This is a genomic window from Mucilaginibacter sp. NFR10 (assembly GCF_900100445.1).
Taxonomy (GTDB): domain Bacteria; phylum Bacteroidota; class Bacteroidia; order Sphingobacteriales; family Sphingobacteriaceae; genus Mucilaginibacter; species Mucilaginibacter rubeus.
Genome location: NZ_FMTV01000006.1, coordinates 59887 through 85231 on the forward strand (window position 1 = coordinate 59887; position 25345 = coordinate 85231).

A 25345-nucleotide genomic window follows, 5' to 3' on the forward strand; every position below is an offset into this window, starting at 1 on the left:
TTATACTTCATAATAAACCTGCTACGTTATGAGTTTATATCTTTGCAACTTTCAATTTAATTCTATTTGATGCATATATACCAACGGTTCATACTTCTGATTATAATCCTGTTTACAAGTTTAACAGTTAATGCGCAGCCGGCCGATCTTGTACCGGCACCGGTTGATGTAAAAATGCAGCCCAAACGCGAATTCAGGGGAGTATGGATAGCCACAGTGGTTAACATCGACTGGCCAACCAACTCCAAATCTCCTTCAGAAAAGCAGAAACAAGAGCTTATCGATATATTAAACTCGCACCAGGAAACCGGGATCAATGCAGTTATGCTGCAGGTGCGGCCCGCTGCCGATGCATTTTATGCCAAAAGCCGTGAGCCCTGGTCGAAATATTTAACCGGTAAACAGGGCCAGGCCCCCAGCCCTAATTATGACCCGCTTGAATTTGCCATCACCGAAGCACATAAACGCGGCATGGAGCTGCACGCCTGGTTTAACCCTTACCGCGCTACTTTTGACGGCAACTTTGCAGCGCTTAGTCCGCAGCATATTACCAAAATAAAGCCTGAATGGTTCTTTACTTACGGCGGTATTAAAACTTTTAACCCCGGCCTGCCCGAAGTGCGCGATTATATTGTACAGGTAATACTGGATGTTGTAGACAATTACGACATAGACGGCGTACACATGGACGATTATTTTTATCCATATCCCATTGCCGGTCAAAAAATAAACGACGAGGAAACATTTAGAAAGTACGGTGAGGGTTACGATAATATTAAAGACTGGCGCCGCCATAATGTGGACCTGCTGATACATATGATTGCCGACAGCGTTCATGCGCATGATCCTAACATGAAATTTGGCGTGAGCCCTTTTGGCATCTGGGCTAATAAAGCGCAAAATGAGGAAGGTTCCGAAACCAATGGCGGTTCCTCATATTATGAAAACTACGCCGATACCCGCAAGTGGGTAAAAGAAGGCTGGATAGATTATATCAATCCGCAGCTTTACTGGCAGATAGGCAACCGTGCTGCCGATTTTCAAAAGCTGCTCGACTGGTGGGGCGACAATACTTATGGCAGGCATTTGTATGTAGGCCAGGCGGCTTACCGCATCAATGAGCGCAAAGTTCAGGCTTTCAGAAACCCGGCTCAGCTACCTCAGCAAATAGAACTTATTCGCAACAACCCAAGGGTTCAGGGCAGTGTTTACTTTAGTTCCAATTCGCTCACCAGCAACCCGCTTGGCTTTACCGACTCGCTCCGCGACAATTATTACCAATACCCTGCACTGCCGCCGGTAATGCTATGGCGCGATTCGATACCGCCTAACGCCCCTCAACAGGTTACGGCCAAAGCCGTAGGTAAAAGTGTAGCAGTGAGGTGGCTTACTCCAACTTTAGCTAAAGACGAAGAGCCGGTTTACGGCTATGTGATCTACCGCTTTAACGATGGCGAAAAGATAGACATCGACAATCCTAAAAACATTCTCAAAATCAAATATGATCCCACGCTTGGATACGACGATAATACTGTTATTAGGGGTAAAACCTATTTCTATGTAATCACAGCATTAGATAGGATGAAGAATGAGAGTGAAAGGTCGCCAACAATAGCGGTCACGGTTCCATAATACGTTAATATCCCGTTGTCATTTCGAAACGAGGAACGAGTGAGAAATCTCCTATGCACTATATCAAGCGGCTATGCAAGGCGTTTAAGCCGGGTATATAATTTCTCTTTCACCCCAATGTTCAGCCCCTCTCTGCTCAGTCAGGAAATGACACAACTTATAACTCAATCAACCCTTTTTCTTTCAGTTTATTGAGGTAGATATCGATCTCACTATCGCCCATGCCAAAAATACTTTCATTTTTCCAAAAGGCGTGGTAAATGGCCGTCTTGGTTGTAGCGCCACCATTATAAATATCCAGTAGTTTTTGTTCGATATAGCTCAACCCATCCGCATTGGTTTGCATCCGTTTAAGGTGTGCCTGTAGTGCGGGCTTAAGCAGCGGGAGGCCGCCCCAAAAGGTATTTTCGTTTAGCCATTTTTCTAACCCGGCGAGGTCATTATTAACATATAGCCTCCAGGCATCGGCGGCCAGGCCGAGCTCCCATTCGTTCAGGCGCTCGCGGGCATCATACAATTCTTCAAATTGTTCGCCGGTTAATTCACCCAGGCCTTTCTTATTATCAAACTGAACACAATCGGCCAGGCAAATGAGATAAATGGCCGGGGCCGACATATCGGTTTTCAGCGAAAGCATTTCCAATACGCCCAGCAGGTTTACCTGGCAATGCAAATCAAATTCAAACCACAGGTTAATCTCGGTATACCGGCTGTTTAGTTTGCCAAGCTCATCTATCACTTTATGCTGATATTCATCTGCCGGGGCATCGAATGTTCTCTCAATCCAATCGCGGCGCGCGGTCCAGAAACTTCCTGAAAGGATATTTTCCTGTAAAGGGCCTTCAGAAAACACCTCGCGCCAAACCATAACATCGCCATCGAGACCGGTTTGATCAAAACCATCTAACGCGGCATCGCCATTTAATATATGTAGGATAGCGTTCATAAAAGCTAAGTTATAAATAAAACCGGGGCCATCTCTAAAGGGGAATTTGTCAATCTTAATTTTAAATTCAGATTGCAAAAGTAGCCCGGCTTATGATACAGACTGGTGTTTTACATGCCGTTGCGCGGTACCCAGGCCTGGCTTTTAATGAGCCATTTGCCGCTCACTATCCTTAATACGAACGAAAAAGCCCCCTGTTCTTCAAAATGTTCGCCATTCACAAGGCCTGTATATTCAACAGGAGCTATGAGGTAAACTATTTCGTCGGTTTGCTGAAAAGTTTTGATGCGCTGCAAATCCACTTTAAAATCCCTTATCTTAAAATCCTTAACCGCTTTTTGTACCGAATTTATCCATTGCACACCGGCCAGTTGCCCGTTCCACGAAAAGGGAGGCTGTTCATCGGCCACTACGGCATTAGGAGCATAAAGATCAGATACCGCTTCGATACTGAAAGTGCCGGAAGCTTTTATTACCGTTTCAACAACCTGGCGTACCTCGGGCTTTAATTTAGCTACCGTATCGGCAGGCAGCATCATTTTTGCCGAAGCTGCAATACCAGGCAAACTGCTCATAAACATGCACAGGCATAAAAGGGGTAGTAAATGCTTTTTCATGATCTTAACGATTTCACACTATGCTATTAAAGCCGTTCAATATACGAATAAGCCGTTGTAAAAATACTTTTTGATCGCTATTGTTTCAGCTGCAATTAAAAAGAACTATCGGATACTGAATACTTATTTCTAGTTGTTCATGTAATCAATGGTCATATTACACAAGGCTTTTACACCTAAACTAAAGCCGCTTTCATCAATATAAAAATCGGGTGTATGGTGCGATGGTGCTTTCAGCGGATCGCCCCCCTTTGGCATACCGCCCAAAAATATGAACAAGCCCGGTACCTTTTCCTGGTAAAAGCTAAAATCTTCGGCACCGGTTACCGGCGGGCGTAATAGTACGTTAGCAACGCCGGCAGTTTGCTGCAGGCTTGGCAGCATTTTTTGAGTGAGCTCAGGGTCGTTATAAGTTACAGGATAGTGGTTGCTGTAGGGTATTTTTACCGTAGCTGTTGCTCCCTGCGCTTCGGCTGTTTTGGTGGCAATTTCGGTTACCCTGGTAACCAGCATTTTTTCGTCAGCAGGGGTGAAGGAGCGGAGGGTACCCAGCATTTCAACCGATTCGGGGATGATGTTTGAGCGGTTACCGCCTTTTATAGCACCTATAGTTACCACTGCCGGGTTTTCGGTTACATTGATATTGCGGCTCACTATGGTTTGCAGGTTATTGATGATCTGGGCCGAGGTTACGATAGGGTCAACGCTCGACCATGGATAAGCCCCGTGGGCCGACCGCCCTTTTACGATGATCTGCATATCATTAACCCCGGCCATTGTACCGCCCGGCCGGTAGGTTATTTTGCCAACCTCCGTTTGCGAATTAATGTGCAGCCCGAAAACCACGTCAACTTTGGGGTTTTCCAGCACGCCCTCTTTTACCATTTGCTCTGCCCCGCCTTTTTGACCGGGTTCAACGCCCTCTTCGGCGGGTTGAAAAATGAATTTTACGGTTCCGTGCAAGTCTGCTTTCATTGACGATAGCACCTGCGCAACCGCCATCAGTATGGCCATGTGCGAATCGTGCCCGCAGGCATGCATCACGCCAACCTCCTGTCCGTTATAAGTAGTTTTTACTTTAGATGCAAACGGCACAGGCGTACGCTCAATAACCGGCAACCCGTCCATATCCGCCCTCAAAGCCACAACCGGGCCCGGATGCCCGCCTTTCAACACCCCAACCACACCGGTAGTGGCTATGCCGGTTTTTACCTCAATACCTAATGATTGTAAATGTTTGGCGATAATGGCCGAAGTGCGTACCTCATGGTTACCCAGTTCGGGATGTTCATGAAAATCACGCCGCCAGGTTGTTACCTGCTCCTGCAAGGCATCGGCTTTAGCATTTACATGCTGGCGCAGCGGGTTTTTTTGCGCCAATGCTTGTAACGAAAAAACACATAAGGATAAAATAAGGCTTGCTTTCATACGGGTTGTTTAGTGATAGTAATATAAGCACAATAGTTTGAATATGGTAGATTGAGAAGCACCGGCTATGAGCCACAATCAAAAAAGCAGGGAAGCACGATTCTTTTTATGCGAGTACATAGCCGTTAACTCGGGGGCTAAAAGGGGGTTAACAGAGTTAACACAATTTCGATTTTTAATATACAAATCATTAAAAATCAACCTTTTAACAAGCCAACAAGGGTTACCTAATTCGTTGATAAACCGGAGCCGGGTAGCCGTTAACTTAAGGAAGAAAAAGCGCAGAATTGCGTAGCTCCCATTAAGAAGCTTATGTCCGTTCAAAAACGGAATTAAGTCAGGGAAATCGCTTTTAACCACATGTGGATTGAAAAACAATAACTGAGAAATTTTGACACTAATTTTTACGTATTAATCAAATTACACGAATTGAATTAAGTTAAGATTCGTGTAATTCGATTAATTGTAGAGAACTTGCAATGCATTAGTGTAAAAATTTCTCAGTATGAGATTAGTAAAACAGATCGAATTATTTTAAACGCGATTTCCCTGGGAATTAAGTCCCATATTTTACTACCCTCCAACATTTTTATTACCTTAAGCCCTCATATCAACAAAATATCTTTAAATGGCACTTTTAGGCAATTTAAGCAATTACAAAAATCTTGGACTTCTGGTCATCCGCATCGGGTTGGGTATTATGTTTATCTATCATGGCTATCCCAAACTGATGGGTGGTACCCAAAACTGGAAAGATATTGGCGAATCAATGAAATATGTAGGAATCCATTTCTGGCCGGTGGTTTGGGGATTACTTGCAGCTGTTACAGAATGTTTTGGAGGTTTCCTGCTTATCATCGGGCTGGCATTCAGGCCGGTTTGTATCCTGATGCTTATCAACCTTATAGTTGCGGCCTTAATGCACCTGGGTACCGGCGACGGGCTGGGCGGTGCCGCTCATGCCATTGAAGATGCTGTTACGTTTGCCGGTTTAATATTTATTGGGCCGGGGAAATATAGTGTTGATAAAAAATAATTACATTAATTTAATATTAAAGCAACCATCTCCGCTATTATCAATTAAATATTTATCAAATACCGTTAAAACACCTATTGCTACGAAATATATTGATTTATATATTTATAGAAATATATCACAAATCAATATGAGAAAAACAATTATTATGGGGCATGCTGCTGTTCATGGCAGGTTTTAGCTCATGCAAAAAGGATTCTTTTAAACCTGTTAATGATGAAAGCGGTAAAGGTAAAAGCACAAAGGTAAATGTGGTGCAACACTCTTATGCTGATTTTATATTACTCCCCCGTCAACCAGGAGAAACATTAGATACATACAAATGTGTATTTTCGGGGGCAGAGGTAGTAATGAGGGGGACACCGTCTTGGAACACTGCATTATATCCAACTTTACAAAATGGAGTACCTGCGTTATGGGGATCTTATTCTGTTACGGAGGGAAGCAACTCAATCAACAGTTACATCTCGGGAGGAGAAGACTTTGTTTTATTAACCGTAGGTTCAACAAACGGAATAAACTTAATAGCCTTCCAAAACGCATTGGATAAATACAGCAATGCAGTAAGCCAATGGAGTTCCGGCTCCTCTGGCGGCTACCCTGCACCTTCCGATTACATTCAAAGTAGTTATACAGCGGCTCCAATATCTGTAACAGGGAAGTTAATCAGAGTAACTACAGGTTCACATTGGGCATTAGCCACCATTGATTATCCTTTGCCTACTGCCGCGCCAATAACGATCCCTAATGCTACATTTCAGGTTGTTGACCCTGACCATACCACCGACACCTATTTTCTAAGCGGATCAAAAGGTGTTATTGCATCCGGAACATTACGGGGAACAAGCATACAAGCGACCGGAAATTATACACATACAGACGGAACAGGGATATTTCACTATCATGGACGCGTTTATCGTGCAGATGGTACTTATTTTGATTTTGACATTACTCAGGATCTGTCATAACAAAGTGACAACAAGATTTAAAACAAGAAATGCCCAATAACGGGCATTCCTTGTTTATTAATTTGGTGTTTTTATCCGTTATTTATTCATCGCCTCCCCCAACTGTTTCAGATAAACTTCATCAATATCTCCTGAACCTGCTACCGACATAAACTTGTTCAATTTATCGGCATCAGCCGCAAAGGCTTCTTTAAGCGCCTTCTTTTTCAATTGAAGTTTAACAGGTTGTCCGCCATCTTTAATAACATAATAAAAATTCTGATCAATATACTCATCATAGTTATTACCTGTTGAGGCAATACCATTAGTCGAAAAATCAGCCTTATGGAACTTAGTAGCTATATCTTTATATATTTTATATTTAGGCCCATCGGCAATTACTTCAACATAACGTTGTGGCGAAATAGCAGGCACCTTCACAAAAACATGGTTGCTAACCTGTTTATCAAACAATACGAATGATTTAAAGCTGTTACCGTCTATCTGAAGCACGGTGTTATTGTCTTTGTTCACCATTAAGCTGCCATTCATCTTGTCGTAGTTAAACAGGTAATGCGTGTTTTGCACTATTGAGTCAGCAGCACTGATCACATAACCGTGTACCCAATAATCATATAAATACCTGCTGCCCTGAGTAGCTTCCTGACGCGTAGTCACTGATACAGTACCATTTCCGGTCGCGTTCATGGTGTTAACCCGTGAATTGAACGTATCAAAATTTTGAACTATAGACCTTTTGATTTTTGTATCGCTATTTGCTCCCTCATTTTTTCCTTCTAAAACAATGTTATAATTGGCTTTATTGTCCGGACTAAACGTATATTCTTTATGGCCACCGGCAATTACAACGATTTTTGCCTCAGGAGCGACCTGCATGTTGAACGCTCCGGTTGAGTCAGCATAAGTAGCATTCTTATGTTCCACGTCAACCAAAAAAGCATAGGGCACATGTTCACCCTGCTGATCATTTACTACACCTTTAATGTTTTGTGATTGTGCAAAGCTGTTAGCGCCAATAAATAAGGCCAGCGTTGAGGTTAGGATTGCTTTCATATTTTATTTTAGTTATAGATGCTTTAAAATAGGATGATATTATCAAATATAAAAATTCAATTGTTGTTGTTTAAACAAACAAGCCCCACAAAATGTGAGGCTTGTAAAAGTTTGAAATAATAATATTCTTACGGTCTTGCGCCTGTGTATTTCCAAGTTTCGGTTATAGTTGTTCTTGGACTACCACCTTGTACCATAATATATTTAACAGTGAAAGAAAATCCGGTAGTTCCAGGAGTACCTGTTGCTGTTGGAGTGCTTCCGGTTGCAAGTTGAGCAGCTCTTGATGAAGAGTTAGTACCCTGCCCATAATAATTTGTTACGGTAGTAATTACATCATTAGCACCAAATGTGAAAATAGGGGCAAAATTACCGTAGTAACTTCCGGCACCATTGTTCAGTATCTGGTGTCCGTAAGTACCACCGTTCAATCCTGGATCAAACATCACCGCGGTTGTAGCGCTTTGTGTCTTCAGATACACGCCTGTCAATGGATATTTACCCGTAATAGTTCCGACGTTAGCATCACTCAACGTACCGGTAACGGTGTATACACCATCATATTTATTTTTTGCCTGTACGTTAAATAAGATTGTTTTATAGTTGCTGATTTTTTGACCGCTTGCGTCAGTAATACTAATAGGCAAAACATAATTAGCAGATAAGTCAAAATCTTTAGTAACAACATTTGCAGTGATTGAAGCAGTATTTTGATTAGCTGGAATCACCGCGGTAAGAGCGCTCAACGTAAAAAAAGTTGATGGCAGCATTGTATAAATTGTAGGATAAGTTGGCTCTGCAGTACCGCCTGTAGCATCGTTAGCTGCTGCAGTACTATCAGCTTTGTATTGAGCTATATTCTTATCGTTGTAAGCTTTCAATGCAGCCGGATCTAATGCTAAAGTTACCGTTAGATTGCTTTTAAGTGGTTGTGGCGCCGCAAGGTTAACAACTATAGAAATAGGTTGTGCCGCGGCTTGTATAGGCAATGCTACAGGTGTAAGTTTTCCAGCACCCGTGTATGCAGATAATGGCAACTCCACTAAAGCTCCTACTTTACTAAAATCTGTGTAGTTAGCTTCATTTTTCAGACATGAGCTAAAAAGCACAGTCAGAAAAGCCAGTACCGAGTATAGGGTTATATATTTCTTTTTCATTTCTTTTTAGATTAAAAGTCAGTTTAATATTTCGCCCAAAATATTTTCGACGTAAATTGATTTATACTTCCCTGCGCCTGAACATTAACAGCGTTTTGAGAATACTCAGAAGAAGGATAAAGGATTCTGCTTGGTATAACTTTAGTAGTTACACCTGTATAAATTGAAACCGGAGGGTTAGGAAAACCAGTTCTTCTATATTCGTTGTAAGCTTCAAGGTTACCATAACCATTTAATGAAACCCATTTTTGAACAATGATTGCCTGAATTTTATCGGTTGACGAATTCCATCCAACGTTTGTAGTAGCCTGTTGATAATAGGTAGTAGCCTGAGCTGCGGTCAAACCTGCATAAACAAATGATGCGGTGATACCTGCCTCGTAAAGAGCCTGAGCGCTAAGGCTGGAAGTAATAATTCCTCGTTGAACCCCTTCTGCCTGTAAAAATAAGGCTTCAGCAGCAGAAAGAACCACGGCGTTCATAGATGGGTTTTTCAACAAACCTATATTATTAGAGGCATTGCTTCCATAAAGATCAACCCTACCAATATTACTTGCGGTGACTGGAACAAGTGTACCAAACACGTTACCCACTACACTACCATTTGAAAGTGGCTGGTAAAATGCAGTAGCTCTTGGGTCATTATTGTTGTTAAGGAATTTAACGGCAAAATCTCCGGCAGTAATATTCGGTGCAGCGTTAGAGCCAGCCTGGTTAGCGCCATATCGTTCCCAGAAAGGGCTTTGCTTAGAATCAATATTAGTGTAACCTGGGTTTACAGTAGCATCTTCACCAGCTCCAAGGAACCCTTCTGATAAGTTATTGGCCATCAAAGTTTTGGCTGCCGCCGCATCTATAACATTTGGAACCTGCCTCATTACCAAACGTAGCTTTAAGGTATTGGCAAACTTTTTCCATTTGGTCATATCACCTTTAAACATTACGTCTTCCGAAGCTTTAGGCGTTACTGCAACAGAGGCGTCGGCACCGTTTATAGCGGCAATAGCTGCATCAACTTTTGCGATCAGGCTTTTATAGATATCTGTACCCTTGTCATATTTAGGGGTAAGTCCTTTTGCCCCTTGAAAAGCATCGCTATAAGGAACATTATTATAATTATCAACCAAAATCTGGAAGTTATAGGCCTCCATAACTTGTGCGATAGCTACATAATAAACCTGCGACTTATCTGCAGATGCCTGTTTAATGATATAATCGTAGTTAGCCAGGTTCAGGTAATACGGAGTAAATACCTGGTAATCGGCTGTGGTGTAGTTATAGGTAAGCAATGAGTTGCTTGGAGCGTAACCCGCAGCCGGCGACCAATACCCCATCAAATACCCTTCAAGCGTAAAACCTGTATTGATGTTACGGGCCGTTGTTGTTAATGCACCGGTTAATACTAACGCAGGTGTAGCAACAGTTGGCTGGTTAGGGTTTACGGTTTGGTCAAGAAAACTTTTCTTACAACTGCTAAGCGTGGCAGTAAGTAAAATCAGTGAATATGCTATATATTTTTTCATGATTATACAAATTAAAATTTAACTGTAAGGTTAGCACCGTAGATCCTGGTAGGCGGCGTTTGATTTTCGTTGGTTGTACCTACAGCATTCGAATTATCTATGCTATACTCAGGATCTGTCCATGGGTTGCTCTTAGGCCTGAACAATAACAAGTTACGACCCACTAAGCCAAATTGCAAGCCTTTAATAACCTTTTGACCTTTGATGAAACGGGTTAAATCAAAGTTTAAAGCAACCTCCCTTAATTTCCAGAATGCAGCGCTGTTTACATAAGTACTGGTAGCATTGTAATATGCAGAGCTTGTCCAGAAGCCAGAGTTACCATCAGGAATTGAAATACTGGTATTAGGAACATAAGTATTAGGACCTGTTTGAATAACTGAGTTAGGATAAATAAAACGCTGACGGCCGGCAGTTGCAGATACATAAGAAGTACCTGTAAAGTTTAAGGCCTGACCTACTATGTTATTGATAAAGTAACCACCACGATATTCAGCAACGGCCGATAATGTAATGAATTTATACCTCACTGCTGTATTAACACCCAAAATTGTTTTTGGAGCAGCATTACCCAAAGGCACTACACCTGCGGTTAAACTTGGTAAGCCGGTTGAAGCGTCGATAATAACATGGCCCTGAGGATCACGTACCAGGTCAGAACCTTTAATATAAGGGAATGGCTGACCAACAATAGCATAGCTATTACTTGCAGCACCACTGTTATATAATAACTGGAATTCGGTAGTGCCTTCTTGTAAGGATAATACTTTGTTACGCAATAAAGCTAAGTTACCACCTAAATCCCATGAAAAGTCAGTTGATTTGATCAACGAGCCTTTTACTTCAAACTCAAAGCCTTTGTTTTGTACTTCACCTAAGTTTTGTACTGCTGATGAATAACCAGAAGCAGGAGAAATAGCTACAGGGAATGTTTGGTTTTTAGTGTGTGTATTATAGTAAGTTGACGCAAGGTAAAAACGGTTGTCGAGGAAGCCTAACTCCAAACCATATTCCTGCTCGTATGAAAGCTCTGGTTTAAGGTTAGGGTTATTCAATTTTGAGCTTAATGAAAGCGCCGGTGTTGAACCGAATGGGGCACCTAAAGTACTTGCAAATACATTTTGTAATGAGTATGGATCAATATTTACCTGACCAACTTTACTATAGCTTCCTCTTACTTTGGCATATGATAACCATTTGTTGTCTTTCAATGCAGGGATAGCATCGGTTAAAACAACAGTTAATTTAGCTGATGGATAGAAGAATGAGCGATTTGCACTTGAAAGTAAAGAGCTCCAGTCATTACGACCGGTTACCTCTAAAAATGCCCAATCTTTGTAAGATAAGTTCAAATCAGCAAATAAACCGATAAGGTTTTTCCTGAATTCGCCTTCCCCCGCCAATGGCTCACCTGTTCTGTAGCTTAAGTTATAGAAATCTTTAATAAGCAAGTTGTTGGAGCCGTTTGATACGTACTTAACATATTGCGTATTGATTGAATTTCCTAATAATAAGTTGCCGGCAAAATCACCGATTTTGTGTTTAAAGGTTAAGAAAAAGTCACCTTGTAAACGAGAGTAACCATTACCACCATCGCCAAAATAATCAGCATCGGCTACGCTACCTGGTTTAAATTTAACCTGAGAAGCGATATTGTGGGTACCTCCCGGATCGCTTAATGCATACGGACTAAAATCAACTTCGGCGTTGGTAGCCCTATATTGTTGCCATCCGTAAGATGCAGACACTTTATAAGAAGCATCAAACCATTTGGTTGGAGAAACCGAGAAAGTAACGTTACCTACTAACGCGTCTTTCCTGGTTACCTGGCGTGAGTTTACTGTTTGCCAGTAAGGGTTTGGATAATAAGAGTTATAGTAACCGTTTACATCAGAATATTTATCAGTAAGGTTTTGATATTTCCTTAAGTCAACGTTAGCTTGCTGGTTAAGTACGTTCCAATAAACACCTCTTCCCTGGAAAAAGTCGGGACCTGCTACGTTAGTATTTGTACGGGTGTAACCAATTGAATAATCGGTTTTGAAGATACCGAATTTTCTCATAGCCGCCACTCTAAGACCTGTTCTACGATTCCTATCATTCGGAACTACACCTTTAGTATAAACATCCTGAGCAGACATGTAAAAACTACTATTTGCATCACCTGTTGAATACGAAATATCATTTTGCTCGGTTAAACCGGTATCAAAAAAAGCCATACGAGGATCTTTGCCTGTTGAAGCATAAACACCTTTTTGCTGGCTGCCATCTGCTGTTGGTAAACCGATATCTACAGTAGAGCCATCGTATTTAGGACCGTAAGACTGGTTTTCGTAAGGAACATAACCGTAGAAACCAGTGTTAGGATCGATCACCTCACCTGCGCCACCACCAAATTGCCTTTGTAATTTAGGGAAGTAAGAGAAGTTTTCGATTTGAGTAGTGTTACTGTAAGTAATGGTTGGAACACCAGAACCACGTTTGGTAGTTACCAAAAGCACACCGTTTGAACCTTCAGAACCATAGATTGCTGACGCGCCTGCACCTTTCAGTACAGTAACGTTATCAATATCGTTAGGGTTGATCTGGTTAAGGAAGTTGCTTGATACCGGCGTACCGTCAACAACAACCAAAGCCTGGTTGTTACCGTTGATACTTCTGTTACCACGTAACACGATACGAACGTCGGGGTTAACACCGTTATTCACAGTGTTGATCTGCAAACCGGCTACTTTACCGGTTAAGCCGTTAGCAATGTTGGTTACTTTTGATTCGGTTAATAATTTGCTGTCAACAGTAGTTGAAGCATAACCAACCGCACGTGCTTGCTTTTGAACGCCGTAAGCCGCCTGCACAACAACCTCACCTAACTGCCTGCTGGCGCTAACCAACACAACATTGAAAGTAGAACGCTGAACTGAAGAGATTTCCTGGCTTTCGTAGCTGATAAAAGAGAAAACAAGGACCGCATTTTCCGGGATACTTAGAGAAAATTTACCGGCTGCGTTGGTTTGGGTCCCGATTGTTGAACCCTTTACTTTTACTGTTACCCCAGGGATGGGAAGGCCGTCATCTTTGGCCGTAACTGTACCAGTAACTGTACGATTTTGCGCGAATACTTGCGTCATGGACAACACAAGTAAGCACAAACTTACGAGTAGAAGTTTTTTCATTTCGTTAATAATAAGATCAGTTAATAGTTAATTAATCATAAAAGTAATGTTACGTTATCAAAAAGTCAAGTAATTTCTTTGAAAACGTCATTTTTTTTTCAAAAAGCCAAGTTTCAGCTAAAAGAATAATAATTATAGTACTATGTATTGCATAATACAATCTAAAACATATATCTTTGTATTATGATCGTCGAAAACACCCAAACCCAAATGAGGAAAGGCATACTGGAGTATTGCATCCTCTCCATCATAGCTAAGGGCGAAACATATGCATCAGACATAATTGCTGAACTTAAGAAAGCCCAACTGCTTGTAGTTGAGGGTACTCTGTATCCTCTTTTAACCCGTTTAAAAAATAACGGACTGCTCACCTATAACTGGGTGGAGTCAATTTCAGGGCCGCCCCGAAAGTACTATGTGCTCTCGGACGAAGGCCGTGCCGTACTTGAACAATTAGATAAAACCTGGCAGGAGCTGGTATTTGCTGTTCAAACAGCTATCGGCGATAGAAAATAGAAAAACCTACAAACTCACTATAATCATGAACAAAACAATTATCATAAATATAAACGGCATGGTTTTTCACATTGAAGAAGATGCCTACGAAGTGTTGAAGAACTATATGACGGATGTAAAGCGTCATTTTTCTACTTCGGCCGATAGCCTGGAGATCACAACCGACATTGAAAACCGCATTGCCGAAATGTTTAACGAGATCCTGGCACGAGACGCCAAACAAGTTATTGTTGAGACCGACGTTAAGGAAGTTACAGAACAAATGGGCAGCGTACAGGATTTTGAAACCGCCGAAACCGACGCCAAAACTGCAGGTGGCAATCCGTTTGAGTACAATACCGAACGCCGCAGGCTTTTCCGCGATCCGGACGATCACCTCATCAGTGGTGTATGCGCCGGCATTGCCAATTATTTTGACATTAACCCGGCCTGGGTAAGGTTGGCCTTTGTTATCCTAGTGCCTTTTGCCGCCATGGGCCTTGTTATATATATTATATTATGGATGGTTGTGCCGAAAGCCATAACCCGTGCCGACCGTATGGCTATGAAGGGTGAAAAGCAGGATTTGAAGGGTTTTAAAAAGAACTTTGAAGAAGAGTTGAGCACTGTACGCGAAAACCTTCAAAACTTTAAGCATGAAGCCAAACCGTTCATTTACCAGGTGCGCGATCTGATCAGCGATATCTTTGAACATCTTGGCGCCTTTTTAAGAGGTACGGGCAGTTTACTGGGTAAACTATTAGCCGCAGCCATTTTATTAACCTGCCTTGGCATGACCATAGCGCTCATAGTTTCGCTTATCGGTTTATTTGCCGCAGGTAATATGGGAATCTATAACCTGTTCCCATTCAACATCACTAATCACCAGGCTAATGGTATTTTCATGGCGAGCGGCTTTTTAGTGTTATCTATACCTTTATTAGCTATTATTTTATCAACGATAGGCTTCCTGTTTAAAAAAGCTTCATTTAACCGTTCAATTGGTACTACCTTATTATGTATCTGGTTGGCCTCGCTGGGCGCGGTTTCATACTATGGCGTAAAAACAGCGGCCAGCTTCCGTGAGGGTGGTAAGTTTACGCAAACAGTTAAACTTAAGCCAACTACAAACAACACGTATTACCTACAGCTGAATGACACCAAGTATTTAAGCAATGAGGATAGCACCCGCCTTAAAATAAATGAACGCTTTAAAGGCATGATCATTTTAGATGACGATTTTAATGGCAATGATATGCCAAACCGTAATGTTACTATCGATATCGAAAAAAGCGATGTGCCGCAACCTGTACTGGTCGAAACCTTCAGCGCCCGTGGCAGCAACCTTGAGGAAGCCTTGATCAACGCCCGCAGCGCTTCCTATCGTTTTGAGCAAAAAGATTCTGTTTTAAATTTCGATCGTCACCTGGAAATGCCTAAAGGCTTTTTATGGCGCGGGCAGGAATTACATCTAACCCTAAAAGTACCGCTTAACGCTAAGATCATCATTGATCAAAAACTCGACCGTAACATCAACTTTAACATATATGAGTGCAAAAGCGATGGTGATGGCATTACCACAGCCACCTATATCATGACCACCAATGGGCTGGAATGCAAAGTTGACCCGATAAAGGCAGCCAAATTCAAAGCAGATAGCCTAAAGGCGCTCAAACAGGAACAGGATACCTTACCGGCAAGCCCCGCCGATACAGCAAAAGCACAATAAACCATTTCCCTGTGAAAACACTTTTTAAATATATAAGCCTGCTAATTTTTAGCGGGCTTATTATACCCTTCTATTTCCTGCTTCAAACAAGCGGTAACCCGCTTTTAAACAGCAGGGTAACAAACCTCAAATCAAAGATTATTCGCCAAAATGAAATGCCAATTACCTTCCGGATTATTAAGAATATGGCAAAAAATTTAATGCCTGCATTAAAAAGTGAAAATAATCTGTAACCAACACCCCTGTTTTTGCATCTTACTATAAAAAGCAACACAGTTACCATTTCCGGGTGATCCGGCAACATAAATTTAATAATCGTTAAAAAATGGCCTAAAAGCCAGGTGGGATTGTTTTGCCAACAATTTAAATCAAAAGCAGGAATACTATGAAAACAATCGCCTATATCTCATAACTACTAAACCCTAAAAACCGGATAAAACACACCGGGTACAACTAACACTTATTTGCAAATTTTAAAAAAGGAGCAATCCTTTAGTGGCATTGTATTGCCCTTAATTTTAAACCGAACTAAAAATGAAAGCTATCATACACAACATATTTTATACACTGCTGCTTGTTGCTATCAGCTGTAGTGTATCCTTTGCCCAGCAGGCCGCGCCTGCCGCCAAGGTATCTGGAGCCTTAGTTAACGAGCAGGGCAAACCACTTGACTATGCAACTGTAAGCCTTTTACGCGCCTCCGATTCAACCGTGGTTAAAGGAGCATTAAGTAACGATGCCGGTGTTTATGTTTTTGACAACATAAAAGCGGGCAACTATATTATTAAAGCCACTGTTGTTGGCTATCAAAAAGCTGTAAGCAAAAGCTTCACCGTGCCTGCAAATACACCGCATGTTACAGCTCCGGCTTTGAACCTGCAGACAGGCAGTACCGAATTAAAGGGAGTAACTATTACTGCTACCAAACCGCTCATTGAACGTAAAATTGACCGTACGGTAATGAACGTTGAAAACAGCGTACTTGCAGCTGGCAACACAGCCATGGAAATTTTGGAACGTGCACCGGGCGTTACTGTTGATAAGGACGATAACATCAGCCTGAAAGGCAAACAAGGCGTAACTGTCATGATCAATGACAAGCTAACCTATCTTACAGCAGCGCAGCTGGCTACTTTACTGCGTTCAACTGATGGCAATACCATTAAATCTATCGAGATCATTACCAACCCATCGGCAAAATATGATGCAGCAGGAAACTCAGGGATCATCAACATCAAATTAAAAAAGAATACACAATCGGGCACAAACGGCAGTATCACTGTAGGTGGTGCCAAAAGCAAATACTGGCGCGATAACAGTAGCCTAAACCTTAATCACAAACAAGGCAATCTCAATGTATTTACCTCATTAAGCAGGGGTGATAACAAACGCGGCCATGATATTGGCATTGACCGTATCATTACTGATTCGCTTGGCAATAAAACTTATTTCAACCAGAAATCAAGCCTGCCAAGCATCAACCATTACAACAACTATCGTTTAGGTGCCGATTATGACCTAACCCCAAAACATACCATAGGTTTTGTGGTAAGCGGCTATTCAAACAGCGAAAAAGACTTGAATGATAACCGCACAATTATCGGCAAACAATTTGGCGTACCCGATTCATCGTTGCGCACTACATCAGATATCAGGCAAACCTATAAAAACTTCGCCCTTAACCTTAACGACAGGCTTAAGCTTGATACCAACGGCCAGGAGCTGAGCATTGATTTGGATTACTCTAAATTCAAAAACAACTCCAATGCCATGTACAATACCGATTATTTTTTACCTGATGGAAGTATACAGCATGAACCACAAATGCTGCGTAACCAAACACCTTCAACCATAAGCATCTACACCGGTAAAGCTGACTACACCAAACCGCTTACCAAAACCATCAAACTGGAAGCCGGGGTAAAATTCAGCAGTGTTAAAACCGATAATGACCTGCAAGCGCAGATCTTCAGCAACGGTGCTTATATTAATGATACTACACGTACCAACCGGTTTATTTATACCGAAAAAATCAACGCCGGATATTTGAACCTGAACAAACAGTTCAAAAAATTCTCGGTACAATTAGGCTTACGTGCCGAGCAAACCCGGTCTACAGGTAACCTGATTGGCAGTACACCTGTTAAGAGGAGTTATTTAAACCTGTTCCCAAGCGTATTTATTAACCAAACCATTAATGATAAAAACGAGATAAGCTTTTCATACAGCCGCCGTATCGACCGTCCGGGCTATGACGATCTGAACCCTTTTGTTTATTACCTTGACCCTTACACTTATTCGCAAGGTAATGCGTTCCTGAACCCGCAATACACTCAAAACTTTGAGCTTAATTATACTTATAATAAAACTATCAATGTAAGCCTTGGTTACAGTCACACAACCGATGCTATTACAGAGCTGATTTTAACAGAAGGCAAGCGTTCATTTGAAACACATCAAAACCTGCAAACACAAACCGGTTACAATGTCAACATCAACACACCATTCACCATTACCAAATGGTGGGAGGGCAATGTTAACGCAACCGCGTTTTACCTGGGCTTTAAGTCGGATACCCTTGCTGGTCAAAAGTTCAATGATGGGCAATGGGCTTTCCAGGGCCGTACAACACAAACATTCAAGTTTGCAGGCTACCGCTTTGAAGTAACCGGCGATTATCAATCATCATTAACCTACGGCATTTACAAGATCAGACCACGCTACTCAGTAGATATGGGTGTCAGTAAATCATTCATGGAAAAGAAATTCAACATCAAAGCTTCATGCGATGACATCTTCAACATCCGCCGCAATGACTTGAGCAGCCAGGTGGTGAACAATAACTTTGTTATCAAACAAAAAAATGATACCCGGGTAATGCGCCTTACTTTTACTTATAACTTTGGTAACAGTTCTATCAAAATGCGTCAGCACCGCAGCGGCGCCGATGATGAAAAAGGAAGGGTAAAGGGGAATAATTAACCCCCCAGCCCCCTGAAGGGGGAGCCTTTGATTAGCATGGCTATAAGTTAAAAGTAAAGGGCTTGTTTCCAAAATGGAACAAGCCCTTTACTTTTAAAGCGATGTCGCTGCTCCCCCTTCAGGGGGCTGGGGGGTTACTGTCCCACCATAAATACGGCATTACTGAATAACAGCTTACCGTTTTCCCAGAAGCTGCGGAACAGCGGGTCATCAACCATATAAACTACCGAACCACGCCCCATGGGTTGTACGCCAAGCAGCAAGCCATTGTTGATCTTCTTTTTTGATTCCGCACCAACAAAGCCCGATACGTAGCCATCCTTTTTTATGGTGCCCACGTTCCAGCCGTCATCGCCCGAAAAAAGATCGTAGATATCGTCATTCAGCTTTAACGAATAGTAATAATCAGGCAAACCGAAGCCAAGCGGATGTGTATTATCAAGGTTCAGTTTATAAATAGCACCGGGGATGGACTCGCTAAGCGCTAACCGGTCGCGATCTCCATATAATTTAACGGTTTTATCCTTGTCCTTTTCTTTATCCTTGTCTTCTTTTTTCTCTTCCTTATGCTTAATCAGGAAGCCTTTTTTATCAACCAGTAATGATACAGCATTATCCACGGCTATCAGCTTACCGCCATCACGGATCCAGTTCTGTAATTTCTCTGAAGGAAAATCTTCATAACGCCCATCGGGACAAATCACTACGTCAAACTCGCCCAGTTTTGTGCGACTTAAATCCTGGTACCTTATTAAAGTGACCGGATATCCAATTTGTGCCTCAAACAAATGCCAAACCTCACCCATTGCTTCGGAGTTTATACCATCTCCGGCAATCAATGCTATTTTAGGCTGATGGATATACCTTACCGCATCCGAACCGATATCCGATCCTTTATCAACAAAGCCTGTTGAAATAGGGGTGATCTCCTGATTAAGTGATGCAGCGGTTTGAGTAACCACCTGGTCAAAATCGGCCAGATCGTTGCCTGCACGGGTAACAATTAATGAACCTGCTGTGAATTGCCTGCCCCCTGCTTCAAATGGCTTTTCGGCATAACGCACTTTAATCTTCTTTTTAAGCAAAGCGGCCAAAAATTTCACATCGTTAACCGATTGCCATGCCGATACATAAGCATAGGCATGGGTATTTACCAGCGGCTTAGGTGCAGCAACACTCCACTCGGTGCTGGCAGGCTTAAATGATTCTTTTAACCCATAGGCCTTTAAACCATAAGCGTATGGAAGCGACCATGCTGTAATATCATATGTATTAGAGTCCGGGATAAAAGTTTTGGGCTCCAAAAGCACATGCAGTAATACTGCTTTAGGCTGATAGGCATTAACTACCAGATCGTTTGCGCCAACATTATATTGCTCCGTTTTTTGGGTAACATAGTTAAAGCCAGTAACGGTTTTATTAGCTAAGCCAAAACCATACTGGATGCCGTTGCGGCCCAGCATTTTTGCCAACGCGTTAATTTTATTATTGTTATCGTTTTTAATAACATAGGTTTTGTAATCGCCCGGGGGATTGGCCCGACTGTTGTCAAAAAACTTTTTATACTCATCCAAAAGCTTTTGAGTATTTAACGCGGCTATTTCAAGCGTGCTTAAACTTGTTGAATGGTGATGGGCCACACGTTGCACCAAGGTAAGGGTATCGCCACTGCGGGTAACCACAGCCAAACCGGCACTGATACCACCTTGCTCATACGTCATGCCGATAGAGCCATTGTATAAAGGATAAGTATCGCCATATGATGGGTACAGTAAATCAAACTCGTATTTTGTAAAATACATCCAGCCGTTCTGGTCAAAGTACTTGGCATTGTTTTTACCAATGGTGATCTGAAACTGGCGTTGCCATTGGGTAATATCTTTATGGTAAGGCTCGGCAGCAGGGGCAAAGTAATAAGGTGCGTTGTAACCCTGCTCATGGTAGTCAACATGAACCTGCGGCAGCCATTGGTTGTATAAGCCTACGCGGGCCTGGGTTTCTTTTTGCTGCTGCCAGGCCCAATCGCGGTTAAGGTCAAAATAAAAATGGTTTACCCTGCCTCCCGGCCATGGTTCAACGTGCTCGCGCGATGTTGGGCTGGGATCTGGCGCAGCGCCAACTACCGAATTATAAAAATTAACATAGCGATCGCGCCCATCGGGGTTTAAACAAGGATCGATAACAACAACCATATTTTTAAGCCAGGCTTTAGTAGCAGCATTTGCCGAATCAACCATGTCAAACAAAGTCCACATCGAAGCTTCGCTTGATGCAGGCTCGTTACCATGTACATTATAGCTTAGCCAGGTAACAACAGGCATGGCAGTGCTGCCGCCACCGCTTTCAATCCCGGCCAGTTTAAGGTTATTATGACGGATCTCTTCCAGCCTGCCAATATTTTCATCAGAAGCGATGAACATCGCCAGTAAAGGCCGGCCCTCGTTGGTAGTACCAAACTGCTGAAGTTTTACATTTTTTGAAACCGACGCAACGTATCTAAAATATTCGGCGATACGATAATGTGGAGTAAAATGCTCACCCAGTTTATAACCCAGGAACTCCTGCGGCGATTGGATCTTTTGCGCAAAGGCCGGGCAAAAAAAACTTACAAATACAAAAAGGAGTAAATGTTTTTTTATCATAAATAAATAATAGATATATAGGAGAAAAGAGATAAGCTAATATGCAGAAAAATATTGGCAAATTGTTAGATGTGCAAATTTCAGATGTGCAGATATGTAAATGATTAGAAAATACACTGAATTTATTTATAAAAACACAAAACAAATAGGATGCGCATTATCTAAAATTTGCACATCTGAAATCCGCACATTTATAATCTGAAATCTGCACATTTGCATATCTGCAATTAACAAACATGACACCTATCCAGGCCCTGCAAAAATACTTTGGTTATAGTACCTTCAGGCATGAGCAGGAGGCTATCATTCAAAATATACTTAAGGGGCAGGATGTAATGGCGCTGATGCCTACCGGTGGCGGCAAATCATTGTGCTACCAGTTACCTGCTGTTCTGCTCGATGGGCTGACCATTGTAATATCACCGCTTATTGCGCTGATGAAAGACCAGGTAGATAGCCTGAACGTTAACGGCATCCCTGCGGCTTTCCTCAATTCGTCGTTAAATCCCGAGGAAACGAGGGTGCTTGTAAACCGGCTCCGAAACAATGAGATCAAACTACTTTACCTTGCCCCCGAACGTTTGTTCAGTGCCGAAAGCAAAGAAAATAAAGAAAGTAAGCTTATTCCTTTTTTAAAAACGCTGAAAGTTGCACAGATAGCTATTGACGAGGCACATTGTATCTCCTCTTGGGGACATGATTTCAGGCCTGAGTATTTAATGCTTGCCGGGCTTAAGGAAGAGTTTCCGTCGGTGCCGGTTATAGCACTTACGGCTACAGCCGATAAGCTTACGCAAAAAGATATCCTTGAAAAGCTCAACCTTCATAAGCCGGCAATATTTGTATCCTCATTTAACAGGGCAAATATTACTTACCGCGTGGCGCCTAAAAAGAACAGCTTTAAACAGCTCATCGCCTTTTTAAATGAACATAAGGATGAGTCGGGGATTATTTATTGCCTATCCCGCAAATCTACCGAGGCATTGGCCGAGGATTTAAAAGATGAAGGCTTTGCTGCAGAAGCCTACCATGCCGGGTTAAGTAACGAAATAAAAGCCCGTAATCAGGAAGCATTTTTGCGAGATGACCTGAAGATCATTGTGGCAACCATCGCTTTCGGCATGGGCATCAACAAATCAAACGTGCGCTATGTGGTGCATGTCGATCTGCCAAAAAACATTGAAGGTTACTATCAGGAAACCGGCAGGGCAGGACGCGATGGGCTTCCGTCGGAAGCATTGTTGCTTTACTCGCCCGGCGATGCAATGAAATTGCAGGCTTTTGCCAAAGTAGAAGGCAATGAGCAGCAAAGCCGCATCATGCTTAATAAGCTTAATGATATGGTTAAATATTGCCAGCTGCTATCGTGCCGCAGGCAATACCTGATGAAATACTTCGACGAAGAATTCCCGGCCAAATGCGGCTCATGCGATGTTTGCTTAACCGAATATAAACGTTTTGATGGCACGCTGATCGCTCAAAAAGCGCTCTCGGCGGTAGCCCGGTTAAATGAACGTTTCGGGGCTAACTATGTAATAGATTTTTTGCGGGGATCAAAAAGCGATAAGATCCGTGAAGAACATAAGCAGTTAAAAACCTACGGTATCGGTGCAGATATCAGCAAGGCCGACTGGCAGCACCACATCCGCGAGTTGATTAGTATGGGCTATCTGCAAACCGCCGGCGATGAATACCCGGTATTAAAACTTACCGCGCAGAGCACCGACGTATTAAAGGGCGGGCAAAAGGTTGAGTTTATTGAGATAGAAAAAGTTGAAGAGGTTCACCATGAAGAAAACCTGCCTTATGAGATTCCGTTATTCAACCGGTTAAGGGAAGTTAGGCGGGGCATTGCCGAGGGTGAAAATGTACCGGCTTATGTTATTGTATCCGATGCTACACTGCAGGAAATGGCTACCTACCTACCGCAAAGTTTGGATGAACTGCGAATGATTTCTGGTTTTGGCGATATTAAACTGGCCCGTTATGGTCGCGAACTGCTTGAACCGGTTAAGATTTATTGTGCTGAAAAAGGCCTCGGCTCAAAAATAAAACAGAAATCGCCTAAACGGGAGCGGAAGGCGAAATCACCGGGGCAAACCAAATCTTCTTCGCGAAGCAATGATACTAAAGCCGAAACGTTTAACCTATATCGCTCCGGAAAAACCGTTGCCGAAATAGCTACTGAGCGCGGGTTCACTACAGCTACCATAGAAACACACCTGAGTTATTATGTACAAAACGGCGATCTGGATATCACCGAAATAGTTCCGCAGAAAAAGATCGCTGTTATTGCCGACGCCGTTGAAAGTTATGGAACTGAAAGACTATCGCCCTTAAAAGAAGTTTTAGGCGATGATTACAGCTACGGTGAAATCAAAGCTGTAATTGGCTGGATGAACAAGGGGGAATAATTTTTGTTAAGTTTGAAAGAACAATCTTGCGCTCGTTTGCAACGAGCGCTTAAAATGGGCTTGCGTTTAAAACGCAAGCCCGGCGATACAATCGCCGAGCCACGTTAAGCACTCATTGCAAACGTGCGCAAGCTAATGATGACATATTTTTGAATTGTATTTGTTCAACACACATGACTACCACAACCCAACTGTACGATATATACCTCAAACACCCCGTAATTAGCACCGACACCCGGAAGATCGTGCCTGGCAGTCTGTTCTTCGCCCTCAAAGGCGATAAGTTTGACGCCAACACTTTTGCACAAAAAGCAGTTGAGGCCGGTGCAGCTTACGCGGTAATTGACAACGCCGAATATCAACTGGGCGAACAGTATTTATTGGTTGAGGATGTTTTAACTACCTTGCAGGATTTAGCGCGTTATCATCGCCGTCAGCTTGACATCCCGGTTATCGGACTTACAGGTACCAACGGCAAAACCACCACCAAAGAACTGATCAATGCCGTATTATCGCAGCATTTTAAAACCCAGGCTACCCAAGGCAATTTAAATAACCATATTGGTGTACCACTTACCATTTTAACCATTGATGCCAGCCACGAGGTGGCCGTTATTGAAATGGGGGCCAATCACCAAAAAGAGATCGAGCTGCTTTGCAGCATTGCTCAACCATCGCTTGGCTTAATTACCAATGTTGGTAAAGCGCATCTGGAAGGTTTTGGCGGAGTTGAAGGTGTAAAGAAGGGTAAAGGAGAGTTGTATGATTATTTTGCCCCCCTGCCCCCTAAAGGGAGAGTAAGCAAAACAGATGGTGCTGTCTTTATCAATAGCGATGATACTGTTTTAATGGAGATGGCTGCGGCCCGTCGTTTGCGTCATGTGGAGTATTATGGTACTGATGCCATTGATAATCTCATTAGCGGTGAACTGTTGGAAAACTCTCCCTTACTTACTTTGGAGTGGACCAATAATAAAACCGGCGACAGCTATCAAGTTAAAACCCAGCTAACTGGTACTTATAACCTGCCCAATATTTTAGTAGCCATATGTATCGGAACATATCTCGGTTTACCGGCTAATGAAATCAACGCCGGTATCGAGGGTTATCAGCCTAAAAACAACCGCTCGCAAATTGTACAAACAGCTACTAATACGCTCATTTGCGATTATTACAATGCCAACCCAAGCAGCATGTTTGTAGCCATTGAAAACGTGGGCAAAATTGAAGCAAAAAGGAAGGTACTTATTTTGGGCGATATGTTTGAAATGGGGCCGGAAGCGGCTGTTGAACATGCATCTGTTATCCGCAAAGCTATGGATACCGCTGTTGATGAACGCATCTTTATCGGAAAGGATTTTTTAGGTGCTTCGCAGTCCGTGGACCATGGACCATGGACCATGGACAAGTTTTATGAAACTGCCGAAGATGCCATTGCTGCTTTGAAAGCACAGCCTATTACCAATTCAACTATCCTGATCAAAGGATCAAGAGGAATGGCTTTAGAGCGGTTGGTGGAATTGTTTTAAGTTTTCAAAGTAAAGACGCAT

The 25345-nt window shown here is 42.5% G+C and carries 16 protein-coding genes; 8 read left to right on the forward strand and 8 right to left on the reverse strand.

Annotation, left to right across the window (positions count from 1 at the left end; translation table 11 throughout):
- Positions 1-69: 69 nt before the first annotated feature.
- Positions 70-1632 carry a glycoside hydrolase family 10-like protein gene (locus BLP33_RS19265; RefSeq protein ID WP_090532167.1) on the forward strand — a complete coding sequence of 521 codons (1563 nt, stop codon included), beginning with the start codon at positions 70-72 and terminating at the stop codon, positions 1630-1632.
- A 157-nt stretch (positions 1633-1789) separates the two neighbouring features.
- Here BLP33_RS19265 and BLP33_RS19270 read toward each other — a convergent pair whose 3' ends face one another.
- The 3 genes from BLP33_RS19270 to BLP33_RS19280 form a co-directional block, all read right to left on the reverse strand.
- Complete coding sequence (locus BLP33_RS19270; protein WP_090532169.1) at positions 1790-2578, reverse strand: DUF1835 domain-containing protein; 789 nt, start codon at positions 2576-2578, stop codon at positions 1790-1792.
- Positions 2579-2688: 110 nt separating this feature from the next.
- Positions 2689-3195, reverse strand: a complete 507-nt coding sequence (locus BLP33_RS19275) for a Cif family virulence factor (protein WP_112656106.1) — start codon at positions 3193-3195, stop codon at positions 2689-2691.
- Positions 3196-3324: 129 nt separating this feature from the next.
- Positions 3325-4623, reverse strand: coding sequence for an amidohydrolase (locus BLP33_RS19280; RefSeq protein ID WP_090532173.1), 1299 nt, complete (start codon positions 4621-4623; stop codon positions 3325-3327).
- A gap of 628 nt (positions 4624-5251) precedes the next feature.
- Here BLP33_RS19280 and BLP33_RS19290 point away from each other — a divergent pair.
- Positions 5252-5659 (forward strand): DoxX family protein, encoded by a 408-nt coding sequence (locus BLP33_RS19290; protein WP_090532177.1) that lies wholly within the window; start codon positions 5252-5254, stop codon positions 5657-5659.
- A gap of 155 nt (positions 5660-5814) precedes the next feature.
- Positions 5815-6627 (forward strand): hypothetical protein, encoded by an 813-nt coding sequence (locus BLP33_RS19300; RefSeq protein WP_139160023.1) that lies wholly within the window; start codon positions 5815-5817, stop codon positions 6625-6627.
- 78 nt (positions 6628-6705) lie between these two features.
- Here the strand turns inward: BLP33_RS19300 and BLP33_RS19305 are convergent, their stop codons facing one another.
- From BLP33_RS19305 to BLP33_RS19320, 4 genes are all read right to left on the reverse strand, one after another.
- On the reverse strand, positions 6706-7680 hold the full coding sequence (locus tag BLP33_RS19305; RefSeq protein WP_090532182.1) for a hypothetical protein: 975 nt from the start codon (positions 7678-7680) through the stop codon (positions 6706-6708).
- 128 nt (positions 7681-7808) lie between these two features.
- Positions 7809-8837, reverse strand: coding sequence for a DUF1735 domain-containing protein (locus tag BLP33_RS19310; RefSeq protein WP_090532184.1), 1029 nt, complete (start codon positions 8835-8837; stop codon positions 7809-7811).
- 23 nt (positions 8838-8860) lie between these two features.
- Positions 8861-10360 (reverse strand): SusD/RagB family nutrient-binding outer membrane lipoprotein, encoded by a 1500-nt coding sequence (locus BLP33_RS19315; RefSeq protein ID WP_090532186.1) that lies wholly within the window; start codon positions 10358-10360, stop codon positions 8861-8863.
- An 11-nt stretch (positions 10361-10371) separates the two neighbouring features.
- Positions 10372-13533, reverse strand: a complete 3162-nt coding sequence (locus BLP33_RS19320) for a SusC/RagA family TonB-linked outer membrane protein (RefSeq protein ID WP_090532188.1) — start codon at positions 13531-13533, stop codon at positions 10372-10374.
- A gap of 183 nt (positions 13534-13716) precedes the next feature.
- Between BLP33_RS19320 and BLP33_RS19325 the strand changes: the two genes are divergently transcribed.
- The 3 genes from BLP33_RS19325 (at position 13717) to BLP33_RS19340 (ending at position 18739) form a co-directional block, all read left to right on the forward strand.
- Complete coding sequence (locus tag BLP33_RS19325) at positions 13717-14049, forward strand: PadR family transcriptional regulator (protein WP_090532189.1); 333 nt, start codon at positions 13717-13719, stop codon at positions 14047-14049.
- Between the two features lie 25 nt (positions 14050-14074).
- On the forward strand, positions 14075-15757 hold the full coding sequence (locus BLP33_RS19330) for a PspC domain-containing protein (protein ID WP_090532191.1): 1683 nt from the start codon (positions 14075-14077) through the stop codon (positions 15755-15757).
- A 534-nt stretch (positions 15758-16291) separates the two neighbouring features.
- Positions 16292-18739 (forward strand): outer membrane beta-barrel family protein, encoded by a 2448-nt coding sequence (locus BLP33_RS19340; RefSeq protein WP_090532194.1) that lies wholly within the window; start codon positions 16292-16294, stop codon positions 18737-18739.
- Between the two features lie 134 nt (positions 18740-18873).
- On the opposite strand, the gene BLP33_RS19345 is transcribed toward BLP33_RS19340, so the two are convergent.
- Positions 18874-21381: a M14 metallopeptidase family protein gene (locus BLP33_RS19345; RefSeq protein WP_090532196.1), complete on the reverse strand. Its 2508-nt coding sequence runs from the start codon at positions 21379-21381 to the stop codon at positions 18874-18876.
- A gap of 236 nt (positions 21382-21617) precedes the next feature.
- Here BLP33_RS19345 and recQ point away from each other — a divergent pair, with 236 nt between their 5' ends.
- Positions 21618-23795, forward strand: a complete 2178-nt coding sequence (gene recQ / locus BLP33_RS19350; protein ID WP_090532197.1) for a DNA helicase RecQ — start codon at positions 21618-21620, stop codon at positions 23793-23795.
- Between the two features lie 173 nt (positions 23796-23968).
- A complete protein-coding gene (murF, locus tag BLP33_RS19355; protein WP_090532199.1) occupies positions 23969-25324 on the forward strand; it encodes a UDP-N-acetylmuramoyl-tripeptide--D-alanyl-D-alanine ligase in 1356 nt (451 codons plus the stop codon).
- Positions 25325-25345 lie beyond the last annotated feature (21 nt).